11 protein-coding genes are annotated in these 13422 nt (G+C 49.0%); 4 read left to right on the top strand and 7 right to left on the bottom strand.

The features are described from left to right. Nucleotides 1–443 precede the first annotated feature (443 nt). Together pntA and pntB are read left to right on the top strand one after the other, a co-directional pair. Complete coding sequence (pntA, locus tag CLR69_RS04735) at nt 444–1973, top strand: Re/Si-specific NAD(P)(+) transhydrogenase subunit alpha (protein ID WP_129711211.1); 1530 nt, start codon at nt 444–446, stop codon at nt 1971–1973. A gap of 10 nt (nt 1974–1983) precedes the next feature. Beyond that, complete coding sequence (gene pntB, locus CLR69_RS04740; protein WP_129708097.1) at nt 1984–3372, top strand: Re/Si-specific NAD(P)(+) transhydrogenase subunit beta; 1389 nt, start codon at nt 1984–1986, stop codon at nt 3370–3372. Nucleotides 3373–3531: 159 nt separating this feature from the next. Here pntB and uspE read toward each other — a convergent pair whose 3' ends face one another. The 3 genes from uspE to ogt all read right to left on the bottom strand — a co-directional run bounded on the left by uspE (nt 3532) and on the right by ogt (nt 6222). Then, nucleotides 3532–4482, bottom strand: a complete 951-nt coding sequence (gene uspE, locus CLR69_RS04745) for a universal stress protein UspE (protein ID WP_129708092.1) — start codon at nt 4480–4482, stop codon at nt 3532–3534. 191 nt (nt 4483–4673) lie between these two features. Then, nucleotides 4674–5420: a fumarate/nitrate reduction transcriptional regulator Fnr gene (gene fnr, locus CLR69_RS04750; RefSeq protein ID WP_039299770.1), complete on the bottom strand. Its 747-nt coding sequence runs from the start codon at nt 5418–5420 to the stop codon at nt 4674–4676. 268 nt (nt 5421–5688) lie between these two features. Next, complete coding sequence (gene ogt, locus CLR69_RS04755) at nt 5689–6222, bottom strand: methylated-DNA--[protein]-cysteine S-methyltransferase (protein ID WP_129711212.1); 534 nt, start codon at nt 6220–6222, stop codon at nt 5689–5691. A gap of 628 nt (nt 6223–6850) precedes the next feature. Between ogt and CLR69_RS04760 the strand changes: the two genes are divergently transcribed. Both CLR69_RS04760 and CLR69_RS04765 read left to right on the top strand, forming a co-directional pair. Then, the gene (locus CLR69_RS04760) at nt 6851–8146 is read left to right on the top strand and encodes a Gfo/Idh/MocA family protein (protein WP_129711213.1); all 1296 of its coding nucleotides are present in this window, start codon (nt 6851–6853) and stop codon (nt 8144–8146) included. A gap of 109 nt (nt 8147–8255) precedes the next feature. Further along, nucleotides 8256–9575, top strand: a complete 1320-nt coding sequence (locus CLR69_RS04765; protein ID WP_129711214.1) for an ABC transporter substrate-binding protein — start codon at nt 8256–8258, stop codon at nt 9573–9575. Between the two features lie 66 nt (nt 9576–9641). On the opposite strand, the gene sodC is transcribed toward CLR69_RS04765, so the two are convergent. From sodC to CLR69_RS04785, 4 genes are read right to left on the bottom strand one after another with little or no spacing between them, the layout of a single operon-like run. Then, on the bottom strand, nt 9642–10166 hold the full coding sequence (gene sodC / locus CLR69_RS04770) for a superoxide dismutase family protein (protein WP_129711215.1): 525 nt from the start codon (nt 10164–10166) through the stop codon (nt 9642–9644). Between the two features lie 42 nt (nt 10167–10208). Further along, nucleotides 10209–11438, bottom strand: coding sequence for an SAM-dependent methyltransferase (locus CLR69_RS04775; protein ID WP_129711216.1), 1230 nt, complete (start codon nt 11436–11438; stop codon nt 10209–10211). Beyond that, a complete protein-coding gene (locus tag CLR69_RS04780) occupies nt 11438–12160 on the bottom strand; it encodes a DUF1365 domain-containing protein (RefSeq protein ID WP_129711217.1) in 723 nt (240 codons plus the stop codon). Before CLR69_RS04780 ends, CLR69_RS04775 begins: the two co-directional genes overlap by 1 nt. After that, nucleotides 12153–13421, bottom strand: coding sequence for an NAD(P)/FAD-dependent oxidoreductase (locus CLR69_RS04785; protein ID WP_129711218.1), 1269 nt, complete (start codon nt 13419–13421; stop codon nt 12153–12155). The genes CLR69_RS04780 and CLR69_RS04785 overlap by 8 nt, the downstream gene beginning before the upstream one ends. Between the last annotated feature and the right edge of the window lies 1 nt (nt 13422).

Raw genomic sequence — 13422 nt, forward strand, 5'->3', positions numbered from 1 at the left:
GGTTGTAAACAAGAAAAGTGCTAATAATAACGGTTAATGATTGTTTTGACATCATAAGGGATATTTATGTGATTTATCGCATTAACAACCTTGTAACACATTGTTTTTGTGAAACAGCACAGAAAAATACTTCTATAATAATGCTACAAAAGGCTGAGAAGAGCATGATTTTCGACCAAGAAAGGCTGATAGAACCTGTGATAACTCGGCTTTTCTGTGAAATTCATTTTATTTATGGATCATCGATCACATTTTCAGTACGTTATAAATGAGTTCGCCTACAGTGAGACGCCCCAAAAAAGCGTGTGACAAGAAGATGATAAGACCCTCTTCCTACCGCGTGAATGCGGGGATACAGGGTGCAGCAGGTCTCGGCGAATTTGTATAACAGAATAGGGTGAGAATAATAACCTTCGTTAAAAATAAGCGAAAAGGGTATCAGCATGCGTATTGGTGTACCAAGAGAGCGGTTGGCCAATGAAGCCCGTGTAGCAGCGACGCCGAAAACGGTTGAACAACTGCTGAAACTGGGCTTTACGGTCTCGATAGAACGTGAAGCGGGAAAACTGGCAAGTTTTGACGATGCGGCATATGAAGAAGCTGGCGCGTCTATTGTTGACAGTTCGGAAGTCTGGCAATCCGATATCGTCCTGAAGGTAAATGCGCCACAGGATGATGAAATCGAACTGACCCGAGCGGGCAGTACGGTTGTCAGCTTTATCTGGCCGGCACAAAACCCAGAACTGCTGGAGAAATTGTCTGCCCGTCAGGTGACGGTGATGGCAATGGATTCTGTACCGCGTATTTCTCGTGCGCAGTCACTGGATGCGCTCAGTTCGATGGCCAACATCGCAGGCTATCGCGCTATCGTTGAGGCCGCCCACGAATTTGGCCGCTTCTTTACCGGACAGATTACCGCTGCGGGTAAGGTTCATCCTGCCAAAGTCATGATTATCGGTGCCGGTGTCGCTGGTTTGGCCGCGATCGGCGCTGCAGGTAGCCTGGGTGCTATCGTTCGTGCTTTTGACACCCGCCCTGAAGTAAAAGAGCAGGTTAAGAGCATGGGCGCCGAGTTCCTCGAACTCGACTTTGAAGAAGAGGCTGGCAGCGGTGACGGCTATGCCAAGGTCATGTCTGAAGCCTTTATCAAAGCCGAAATGGAACTGTTTGCCGCACAGGCGAAAGAAGTCGACATTATCGTCACTACCGCCCTGATCCCTGGAAAACCGGCTCCGCGCTTGATCACCAAAGAGATGGTGCTGAGCATGAAGCCAGGCAGTGTGATTGTCGATTTGGCCGCGCAAACGGGCGGGAACTGCGAATTGACCGTTGCAGACCTCGTTACCGTGACGGAAAACGGCGTCAAAATTATCGGTTACACCGATTTACCAAGCCGTTTACCGACGCAATCCTCACAGCTTTACGGCACGAATCTGGTTAACCTGCTGAAATTACTCTGCAAAGAGAAAAACGGCGAAATCGACGTTGATTTTGACGACACCGTGATTCGCGGTGTGACCGTGGTTAAAGAAGGCGAAATCACCTGGCCAGCTCCGCCGATTCAGGTTTCCGCTCAACCACAGCAGGCGAAACCTGCCGCTACGGCTGTGAAGGTCGAAGCCAAACCAACATCGCCGTGGAAGAAATATGCATTCCTCGTGATCGCTATTCTGCTGTTTGGCTGGCTGGCTGATGTTGCTCCTAAAGAGTTCCTGTCTCACTTTACGGTTTTTGCGCTGTCCTGCGTGGTGGGCTACTACGTTGTCTGGAATGTCAGCCACGCGTTGCACACACCATTAATGTCAGTCACTAACGCGATATCAGGCATTATCGTTGTCGGAGCATTGTTGCAGATCGGTCACGGCGGATGGGTATCATTCTTCTCATTCATTGCCGTATTGATTGCCAGCATCAATATTTTCGGTGGTTTCACCGTGACTCAGCGCATGCTGAAAATGTTCCGTAAAAACTAAGGGGTAACACATGTCTGGTGGATTAGTAACTGCTGCATACATTGTTGCCGCAATTCTCTTTATTTTCAGTTTGGCTGGGTTGTCCAAGCACGAAACGTCGCAACAAGGGAACATCTTTGGGATCAGCGGCATGGCGCTTGCGCTGATCGCGACGATTCTGGGGCCTGATTCTGGCAACGTTGGTTGGATCATCGTTGCTATGGCGATCGGTGGGTCGATTGGTATTTATCTGGCGCGTAAGGTTGAAATGACCGAAATGCCAGAATTGGTCGCTATTCTTCACAGCTTTGTGGGTTTGGCCGCGGTACTGGTGGGCTTTAACAGCTTCCTCGATCATGGTGAAATCACCGATCCGGTAATGGTAAATATCCATTTGACGGAAGTCTTCCTGGGTATCTTCATCGGTGCGGTGACTTTCACAGGTTCGGTTATCGCATTCGGTAAGCTGCGCGGAAAAATCTCTTCAAAACCGTTGATGTTGCCTCATCGCCATAAGATGAATCTGGCGGCGCTGGTTGTATCCTTCCTGCTGCTGTTGGTTTTCGTCAACACTGGTAGCGTAGCGTTGCAGGTTCTGGCGCTGATTCTGATGACGGCGATTGCGCTGGTATTTGGCTGGCATCTGGTGGCATCGATTGGTGGTGCAGACATGCCAGTCGTCGTTTCTATGCTGAACTCTTACTCTGGTTGGGCAGCAGCAGCGGCAGGCTTCATGCTGAGCAATGACCTGTTGATCGTGACTGGTGCTCTGGTGGGTTCTTCTGGTGCAATTCTGTCTTACATCATGTGTAAGGCGATGAACCGCTCCTTTATCAGCGTGATTGCCGGTGGTTTTGGTACCGATGGCGTTTCCTCCAGTGAGAGCGAAGAGGTTGGCGAATATCGTGAGGCCTCAGCTGAAGACGTGGCTGATTTACTCAAGAACTCAACGTCGGTGATCATCACCCCAGGATACGGTATGGCCGTTGCACAGGCGCAATATCCTGTGCATGACATCACCGCAAAACTGCGTGCGCGTGGTATAAATGTTCGCTTTGGTATTCACCCAGTTGCTGGGCGTCTGCCTGGTCACATGAACGTGCTGTTGGCTGAAGCAAAAGTGCCTTACGACATCGTGCTGGAAATGGATGAAATTAATGATGATTTCACCGACACTGACACCGTACTGGTCATTGGCGCGAATGACACCGTTAACCCGGCTGCGCAAGAAGATCCGCATAGCCCAATCGCGGGCATGCCAGTGCTGGAAGTGTGGAAAGCGCAGAATGTTATCGTGTTTAAGCGTTCCATGAATACCGGCTACGCTGGCGTACAGAACCCGTTGTTCTTTAAAGAGAACACGCAGATGCTATTTGGCGACGCCAAAGACAGCGTTGAGGCGATTCTGAAAGCGTTGTAAGCGTGACGTGACGACGTAGAAAACGAAAGGGGCGAATATCGCCCCTTTTTTACATCTTAAATATGCTCTGCTCTTCATACTTACGTTGCATGGCATCACCAAAAATAATGCCAGCACTTAGGCTGGCATTATTTGATTTGAACGTGATGACACTTGTAATCAGCTATTGTCACCGTCTTCTTGTGTAATCGGTGAAACGAAGTCATCGGGTTTGATTGCCAGCAGGTCACACTTCAAGTGGTCAATAACATGCTCAACCGTGTTGCCGATAAAGGCAGCGGAAAGGCCGGTTCGCCCCAGCGACCCTAATACCACGACACCGGCCTGTAAATGTTCTGCCAGATCGGGAATCACTTCTTCTGGAAGACCTTTTTCTACGTGCGTCACACGCTCATCCAGGCTGAACTTCTGCCGTAGCGACTTCATGGCGATAAGGTGCTGCCCACGAATCGCATCGTTGTAAACGCTAGGATCGAAATCAGGCAATTCAATAGCAATATTGATGGGAGTCACTGGATAGGCACCAACCAAATGAACCTCGGTTTGGTCAACCTGCTGAGCCAGTTCCAGCGTTTCTGATACCAGCTTGATATTGAGCGGATCGTGATAAGGGTCTTCGCTGGCCAGATTGACCGCAACCAATGCACGGCCTTCGGTCGGCCATGGCTGATCTTTTACCATCCACACCGGGCAAGGGCATTTGCGCAGTAACTGCCAGTCTGTTGGCGTAAAGATAACCGCTTCTAGCCGATCGTGCTGATGTGCCATTTTCAACAACAGGTCATGGTTTCCAGAAATCACTTCCCGAATAATGGCTTCAAAGGGCTTATTGTGCCAAACCACTTTGATTTCTATCGAAACACCTGCTTCAAGGTAGTATTTACACTGTTCCTCAATCCACTCGGTGCGCTGTTGAATAACACCCTGACGCATCTCCACTCTTTCATCGGGAGAAAGCAGAGTAGTCATTTCATAAGAGAAATCATAAATCGGCAGAAATGCCTTGATACGGCCGCCAAGTCGCTGAACCAGGTAAACCGCCCGACGCAGCGCTGGTTGGTCATCCTGATTTGGGTCAATAGCTACCAGTAAATTCTGATACTTTGCCATAGCTCCTCCAAACAGCTGTTACTCCACAGCCTGTCAATCAAGAGTACCGCAATGGAATCGCTTTGGACAACAGAGATAAGCCGTAGAATAACAAAATAGGAAATATCACGAACAACGCGGGCAGGGAAGATGAAACATTGTCACGGCCACAAGAAAAACAGTGGCCGCATCAAATAGTTAGACTGGAAAGATTATTTACGTGAAGACCCGGCTAATTCGGAAAGTGCATCAATATTCTCGATCGTGATGTATTTTCCTTTTACTGCCAGCGTACCGTTCTTCTGGAAACGCCCCAACAGACGGCTGATGGTTTCAACGGTCAGCCCCAGATAGTTACCAATATCACCGCGCGTCATGGTCAGACGGAATTCACGTGGCGAGAAACCACGCTGAGCGAAACGACGGGAGAGGTTGTAAACAAACGCCGCCAGACGCTCTTCGGCGTTCTTTTTCGACAGCAGTAATATCATGTCCTGATCGCCACGGATTTCACCGCTCATCAGACGCATCATTTGCTGGCGCAGGTTAGGCATTTTCCCTGAGAGATCGTCCAGCGTCTCGAAAGGAATTTCACAGACCATCGAGGTTTCCAGCGCCTGAGCAAAACTGGGGTGTTGAGCGGTTCCGATGGCATCAAAGCCAACTAAATCGCCCGCCAGATGAAAACCGGTGATCTGTTCATCGCCTTGTTCGGTGATGGTGTAGCTTTTTATCGTACCGGAGCGGATAGCGTACAGCGATCTCAGCTCATCACCAGCTTTAAACAACGCTTGCCCCTTCTGGATAGGCTTCTTCCTTTCAATGATGTTGTCGAGCTGATCAAGCTCGTGTTCATTCAGGGTGAAAGGGATGCATAGCTGACTGATACTGCAATCCTGACAGTGGATTGCACAACCGCCAGACTGGATGCGTCGGATAATTCGCTTTTCCGGGATCATAGGCTTTGCTCAGGCAATAATTGATATTGGTCAATTTTAACAGCTTTTATCGGCTGTGATAAGACCGACAATCATCGGAATAGACCAATAAATAGTGAACTAACTATAATTTTTCGATTTTGCTGGAAGAGATCCCGATATATAAGCGCTGTGTGACGATAATATTATCATCCATTTCGTTATTGAACGGTTAACACATTGATTAATCCGAATCACTTACGGTGATAAGCAATTCGGTGGATAATTCTCATGCCTCGAAACGTTATAATTATAGAGGTAAACTATTTTGGCGAGGTAAGTAGCCTTCATGCGCTAACAGCCACTGTTTACGATGAATCCCCCCCGCATAGCCCGTCAGTGCACCGCCTGTACCGATGACGCGATGGCACGGAACCACGATGCTGACAGGGTTTGAGCCATTTGCCATACCGACTGCACGCGCTGCGCCAGCGCGTCCCAACAGCGTAGCGAGTTCGCCGTATGTGGTAATTTCTCCGCAGGGGATTCGACGTAATTCCCGCCAAACCTGCTGTTGAAATTCCGTCCCTATGGACGCGACGGGCAGCGTATCAATAATCGCTAATTCGCCATCAAAATAGCGTTGCAGACTGTCTGTCAAACCACCGGGATTATGGCGTGGTTGTAACGAAAAAGGATCATTTCGATAACTGCGATTGAGCGAGCGAAATAAATCGTCTTCGTACTCTTGCCACTCGACGGCACGTAAATGATTATTTTCATCAGCAATAATCAATAATTCCCCAAGCGGGGTGGCCATCGTATCCTGAAAAAAAGTCTGCATAGTGATTCCTTGTCGTTTCTTACGCGCTTGACACTTTCCTGCATCTCTCATGAGTTACACGCCGATTATCCGGCATCATCAGGCGGATTGAAAATAAAATGCGAGATCTGTCACGCGGTGAGGTGAAAAAAGAGCAAGCCATCACGATCGTAATCCAGAGTGACCCCGAGATGTTGTTAGCCTGGCAAGCTATTTACATAGCAGGCTGATTTGAATGTGGTGAGCAACGCTGTTTTAGAGAGAATCCCGTTGATGCGCGCGCACTTAAGAGAGGCGATGCATATTCAACGTGAGGTATGTGAGATATTAACATCTAATATTGTTAATAAAATCAAATGCTAATATGGCTTCGGGCAAATTGTATTTATGAGAGATAAAACAGGTCAATCTTCATCCTACTGCCAGATAACATCATCACATGGCAATAATGTGAAGGTGAACGATATCGGGATGTTCTATTTTTTATGGTAAAGACGTAAGCGTATGGGTGTGATTTACCATGATGAAAATCACTATACCAGTCCCTTAATTGGTTGAACTGTACCAGTCGATTCGGTGAAATTTTTTAGCGTCCTGTTTTATGTACGAATAGCTATGTGCCCTACGTTATTTGGAGGAAATACGCAGAATGAAAAAGAAATATGCCGTAGTGGGAACGGGTGGCCGCGCAGGCCTTTATCTGGAGTCGATCGCCAGAGATTATCAGGATCAGGGACAATTCGTTGCTTTTTGCGATACAAACCAGACGCGAATGGATTACGCCAACCGTATTGTCCATAAATTCGGACACGATAATGTGGCAACGTATCACGCCGATCGGTTTGAGCAGATGATCGCGGAAACCAAGCCAGATATTGTTATTGTGACGTCTATCGATCGGACGCATCACCATTATATTATCCGGGCAATGGAATTAGGCTGTGATGTCATCAGTGAAAAACCGATGACGATTGACGAAGAGAAATGCCAGTCCATTATTGATGCGATTAACCGCACTGGCCGTAAATTACGCGTGACCTTTAATTACCGTTACGCGCCACATCACAGTAAAGTCCGCGAATTAATTGCCGCAGGATTAATTGGTGAGGTCTATTCCGTTCATTTTGAGTGGCTGCTGAATACCGAACACGGAGCAGATTATTTTCGTCGTTGGCACCGTGACAAGCGTAATAGCGGCGGGCTGTTGGTGCACAAATCCACGCACCATTTCGACCTGGTCAATTTCTGGCTGAACAGCGAGCCGGAAACGGTTTATGCGCAAGGCGATTTGCGTTTTTATGGCAAAGCCAATGCTGAAGCACGTGGTGTCACGGCATTCTATTCACGTTCACATAATAGCGCTGCGGCGGAAAACGATCCGTTTGCGTTGCATATGAATCAAAGCGAACAGCTGACGGCGTTATATTTAGACGCTGAACACGAAGATGGTTATTACCGCGATAAAAGCGTATTCGATGACGGTATTAATATTGAAGATGTGCTGGGTGTGATGGTGCGATATAAGAGCAAAGCCATTATGACGTATTCATTAAATGCGTATTTACCCTGGGAAGGGTTGAATGTGGTGTTTAATGGCAGCAACGGTCGGTTAGAAATGAAACTGGTGGAAAAATCTTATGTAAACGGAGGCGGACAAAAAGAGGATGAAGGTGCGCTGAATGAATGTGAAATAAAGATCTATCCGATGTTTGACGAGCCTTATGTCGTACCGGTTGAATTTAAAGCCGGCGGACACGGCGGCGGCGATCAGGTCATGTTAAACGATCTGTTTGGTACACCGGAACCCGATCCATTACATCGTGCAGCGGATTATCGCGATGGGGCTATGTCTATTTTAACCGGCATTGCTGCCAATCGATCATTACGCACCGAACTGCCAGTGAAAATAAGCGAGTTGGCGGTCAACCTGAAAAGAGAGAATTAATCAGAGTCTCTGCCATGTCGGCAGAAAAAGCTTCCGCATCCGTAGTACCTGTCTGCCCCTAAAAGGGAAGCGGGTGGAAACCTCCGAATACAATTATAAGGGTTCTATTATGGCGAAAACACGGAACACATTATCTCATCTACTCCTGCTTTGTGCTGCTCTTCCCTTGGGGGCGGCATTTTCTCACTCTGCTGACGCTGCCGAGATACGCATCTCCTGGTGGGGCGGTAATCAGCGACATGAGGCTACGCTGGCTGCTATTAACGCGTTTCAAAAAGCTAATCCGACGATTACTGTCAAAGCCGAATATGCCGGCTGGGACGGCTACCTTTCCCGTCTGTCAACCCAGATGGCTGGGGGGCAAGAGCCTGATGTTATTCGCATTGACTGGAACTGGCTGCCGCAGTTTTCCCGTAATGGCGACGGTTTTTATGATTTGAATAAGCAAAAAGACACGCTGGGGCTGAGTGATTTTCCGCCTAACTACCTGAAAACGGCGGATGTAAAAGGGAAGCTGCAAGGTCTCCCGATTTCGATGACGTCCCGCAGTATGATTTACAATAAAACTACGTGGGACAATGCGGGCGTTGCTTATCCGAAAACCTGGGATGAGCTGTTCGCCGCTGGCCCGGTGTTTAAACAAAAACTGGGTGATAATTACTATCCGCTCGGCGTAGCCCAAGGGGCAAGTGATGTGCTGGATATTCTCACGCTCGGTCGTAGCTATATGGCGCAGAAATACGGCATCGATATGATCGATGAGAAGAAGCAAAGTATTGCCTATAGCCGCGATCAGGTGCGGGAACTTTTCGGCTTTTATAAAAAGTTGGTTGACTCCCATGTGATACCCGATCAGCGTTATTTTTCCTCGTTCGGGCGTACCAATGTCTATGAGATTCGTCCGTGGATTAACGGCGAATTAGCTGGTATGTATCTGTGGGATTCCGCCATCTATACCTATTCGAGCAATATGCCGAAAGAGGCCGTATTGGAAACCGGGCCGTTCATCACGATGCCGGATGCTAAAGACTCGGGCCTGACAAGCAAACCCTCCTCACTGTTTGCGATCAGCAAGAACACTAAGCATCCAAAAGAAGCGGCGATGCTGATGAATTTCATGCTGAGTAATCCAGAAGGCGTGAAGGCCGTTGGGCTGCAAAACGGCATGCCTGCGAATCCGAAAGCACAAAAACTGCTGGAAGATATCGGCGTGATCAATCCTGGTAATCTATTAGCCAATGCTTATCGGGCAGCCGCTGCACAGCCTGAATCAAAGGTGCCCGTTTCACCGTTTATGGAAAATCAGGAATTGGTTCAGCTATGGACAACGAGCCTGCAAAAACTGGATTACGGCAATGGTGAAGTGAATAAGGTTGCCGATGATTTCCTCAGTGGCGCTAACCGTATATTAAAACGCGCCATTCGATAACCAACGATTGTTAACGTGCGATGCCATATCCTTTGTGATAGGGCATCGCTATTTTTCCTTCTTGATTTACTTAATCACACCACACGCCATGCGGGCACCGCCACCTCCCAGCTTTGCGGGCATATCCGCGTAGTTATCCCCGCCGACATGCACCATCAATGCATGATTTTTTACCTCAGACAGTGATTTTATCCGAGGAGCCAGAATCGGATACGTTGCCGTGCCGTCGGTATTAGCTACTAATCCGGGCAAATCGCCTAAATGCCCTTGATCGTTATAGGGCCCAAGGTGTTTACCGGTTTTTTTCGGATCGAGGTGGCCGCCTGCTGCAAGCGCCGGAACGGACTTACCGTCTTGCTCGGCAGGTTCACAACTGGCATTTTCATGTACGTGGAATCCATGGACACCCGCGTCCAGTCCCTTCAGATTCGGAGTGAAAAGCAGGCCATAGGGCGTTTCCGTAATGGAGACTTCACCGATACTGTTGCCAGCACCAGTAGGCAGTGCTTCATTCAGCGTAACCGTGGTGCTTGCCGCGAAGGTAGAACAGGAAAAGAGCACGCCTGTCAGGATAAGTGCCTTCAGTTTCATTGTCTTTTGCCTCTTAGGTTTTGAGTGTCCGATGATTTTAGCTCATGCCCTTTCTGCCGTGAGCTGTACCGTGCTGATGGTGCGTGCGCGAAAACCTGCTTCGCAATAGCAAAGGTAAAACACCCACAGGCGCTGGAAAGATTCATCAAAGCCTTGCGCATTTAGCCTATGCCACTGTTGATAAAAACGCTGACGCCATTCACAGAGGGTGCGGGCATAATCCTGACCGATATCAAACAGATCGCGAGTGATAAAGTCGGTATGCCGCGTCATGGTTGTGGTCATCACAGTAATCGAGGGCAGAAAACCACCGGGGAAAATATAGCGTTGGATAAAGTCCACATTACGGCAGTAATGGCTGTAGCGCTGGTCAGCAATCGTGATTGCCTGAAGCACCATACGGCCCTGTGGACGCAGCAATTGTTGGCAGCGTGTGAAGAAGGTGGGCAAATAGGCTTTGCCAACGGCTTCGATCATTTCGACTGATACCAGCTTGTCATACTGGCCGGTCAATACGCGGTAATCCTGTAGCAGCACAGTCACTTTATGACTCAGTCCCGCTTGCTGGATACGCTCAACTGCATAGTCATACTGCTGCTGTGACAGCGTAGTCGTGGTGACGTGACAGCCATATTCACGAGCGGCCAGTTCGGCTAATCCTCCCCATCCGGTGCCAATTTCCAACAAATGATCGGTTTCACACAACGCTAACTGTTCACAGAGACGACGGAGCTTGGCGCGCTGCGCCTCCTCCAGCGACATGTCGGGTTGCTGATACCAGGCGCTGGAATAGAGCATCTCGCTATCGAGAAAACTGCGATAAAAATGGTTGCCCAGATCGTAATGGGCGGCGATGTTTTTCTTCGCCTGCTCTGGATGATTACGGCGGCACCAGTGGATAAACCGATGAAATGGTCTCGTGATCCAGCCAAAACGCGTTTCAAGCGTATCGATTAACGTCTGATTCTGTGCCAATAACTGAAGAACGAGCGTGAGGTTTGTTGAACTCCAGTCGCCATCAATATAGCTTTCTCCGGCGGCTATACTCCCGCCCAACAAGATACGACGATAAACACGAGGATGGTGTACCGTGATGTCACCTTGCAGCGCCGCGTGTTGATCCCCGAATAACGATTCATTACCTCCTGATTCGAGGAGGCGCACACTGCCGTTTTCTATTCGCCCAAGCAAGGCAAATACCATTTTTCTGGCTCGGGCATAGCGAGCAGTATCGTACGGGTGACGCACCAACTGTGTTTCCGTTGAGCTCATTAGTTGTCCTTCTTTCCAGACTGCGGATGAGGATAAACGGGAGAACGTTTAATCCACAGTTTCAAAGCCTGCCAATATATGGTGCAGGCGGTCTTCATCGTCATTAACGGCAGGGACCAAAGCTGGTTACGTAGGGCGGCGCGAGTGAGCGGCTGACGATGCAGTAATAGCGTCGCATCAAATTCGCGTCCTTGCCTGTGATTCTCGATATGGATCCTCAAACGCTCGACGGGCGGCGTGAGTCGCCAGTGGTACACCATATCCATCGGGTTAAAAGGCGACACGTGAAACGCCTTGGAAATGGGGGTAGAACCATCGGGGACGACGGCATATGTATGACGTTCGTTCCAGGGCGTATTTCGCACTTCTGCCAATAACCAGCGTAGCTGGTTATGCTCATCGTACAAATAATAGAAATTAACCGGATTGAAATAGCAGCCAAAATAGCGTAGTTGGCATAGCAGCAAGACCTTCCCTGTGAGGCGTTCCCCAGTCAGTTCCGCAATGCGATCCTGTGCTTTGGTTTTGATATCACCGCCACCGAGGTAATCACCGCGATAAAATGACGCTGGAGCAAAACGCTCCAATGCAATGCCTACGTGCGGCAAGGAGGGGATTTCATCTAAATCGATTAACGCCATGAATAATGCATAGTCGAAACGATGCGTGACGGGCGTAAAACGTCGATGACGAACCTTACCCACATACAGCGCGCTATTCATATTGCACACCTTGTTCGATGTGGTTGACGATATCCAGCGCGCTTCTTACACCGTCTTCATGAAAACCGTTATACCAATAGGCACCACAAAACCAGCTACGGTTGTGCCCACTAATACATTCACGTTGCTGTTGATATTCCGTCGTCTGTTGAGTAAATACGGGGTGATGATAAACCGCGCGATGCAAGATTTTACTCGGGTCGATATCTTGCTGAGGGTTCAACGAAACACAGAAAGTGGTGGATGAACCAATGCCTTGCAGGATGTTCATGTTATAGGTGACGGACGCACGCGAACGGCTAAATGCCTGATCGACCGGTAGACGGTAATTCCAACTGGCCCATGCCCGTCGGCTACGAGGTAAAAGTCGGGTATCGGTATGCAAAATCACGTGGTTAGGTTGATAACGTATGCCACCGAGAATGTGCTGCTCATTGGGCATAGGCGTTTCCAACAGCGCCAGCGCCTGATCGGAATGGCAGGCAAAAATAACCTGATCGAACCGATATACCTGTTCGGCGGTATGCACCGTAACGCCTGCGTCATCGCGTGTTACCTGACTGACAGGCGTTTGGAGGTGGATCGTCGCTCGATCGCGGATACGCTCGGCAATACGCCGCACATATTCCCGCGAACCTCCGGGTACCACCATCCACTGCGGACGATTGACCAAATCCAATAGCCCATGATGATTGAAGAAGGTCAGGAAAAGTGACAGGGGAAAATGTCGCATATCTTCAAGCGATGATGACCAAATCGCCGCGCCCATGGGCAAAAGATAGTGCTGAGCAAAGAACGACGAGAACTTTTCCTGCTGCAATAAATGGCTTAGCGTCAGCCCCTGATAATTACCGTCAGTCAGATATTGCTTGCACACGCGGTTAAAGCGCACGATTTCCGCAATAAAGCGATAAAACGCGGGGCGTAAAAGGTTGCCGCGCTGGGCAAACAGCGTGTTTAAGGTATGCCCGTTATATTCCAGCCCAGAAACCGGATTACTAACCGAGAAGCTCATTTCTGTAGGCTGGCCGGTTAACCCCAGTTCATCCAGCAGAGCAATGAAGTTTGGATAGGTCCGCTCGTTATAGACAATAAACCCGGTATCGATGGCATAGGTAATGCCATGCTGAACCACATCGACCGTTGCCGTGTGGCCCCCCAGATAATCGTTCGCTTCAAATACTGACACATGAAAGCGCTCGGATAACTTGAGCGCGCAGGTTAAACCGGAAATGCCGCTACCAATAATGGCAATCTTCATA

This window comes from Pectobacterium zantedeschiae, from assembly GCF_004137795.1.
Lineage (GTDB): Bacteria > Pseudomonadota > Gammaproteobacteria > Enterobacterales > Enterobacteriaceae > Pectobacterium > Pectobacterium zantedeschiae.

Bases quoted from the DNA above. Each gene is read 5' to 3' on its own strand.
- pntA (WP_129711211.1), top strand. From the start codon at position 444: ATGCGTATTGGTGTACCAAGAGAGCGGTTGGCCAATGAAGCCCGTGTA.
- pntB (WP_129708097.1), top strand. From the start codon at position 1,984: ATGTCTGGTGGATTAGTAACTGCTGCATACATTGTTGCCGCAATTCTC.
- uspE (WP_129708092.1), bottom strand. From the start codon at position 4,482: ATGGCAAAGTATCAGAATTTACTGGTAGCTATTGACCCAAATCAGGAT.
- fnr (WP_039299770.1), bottom strand. From the start codon at position 5,420: ATGATCCCGGAAAAGCGAATTATCCGACGCATCCAGTCTGGCGGTTGT.
- ogt (WP_129711212.1), bottom strand. From the start codon at position 6,222: ATGCAGACTTTTTTTCAGGATACGATGGCCACCCCGCTTGGGGAATTA.
- CLR69_RS04760 (WP_129711213.1), top strand. From the start codon at position 6,851: ATGAAAAAGAAATATGCCGTAGTGGGAACGGGTGGCCGCGCAGGCCTT.
- CLR69_RS04765 (WP_129711214.1), top strand. From the start codon at position 8,256: ATGGCGAAAACACGGAACACATTATCTCATCTACTCCTGCTTTGTGCT.
- sodC (WP_129711215.1), bottom strand. From the start codon at position 10,166: ATGAAACTGAAGGCACTTATCCTGACAGGCGTGCTCTTTTCCTGTTCT.
- CLR69_RS04775 (WP_129711216.1), bottom strand. From the start codon at position 11,438: ATGAGCTCAACGGAAACACAGTTGGTGCGTCACCCGTACGATACTGCT.
- CLR69_RS04780 (WP_129711217.1), bottom strand. From the start codon at position 12,160: ATGAATAGCGCGCTGTATGTGGGTAAGGTTCGTCATCGACGTTTTACG.
- CLR69_RS04785 (WP_129711218.1), bottom strand. From the start codon at position 13,421: ATGAAGATTGCCATTATTGGTAGCGGCATTTCCGGTTTAACCTGCGCG.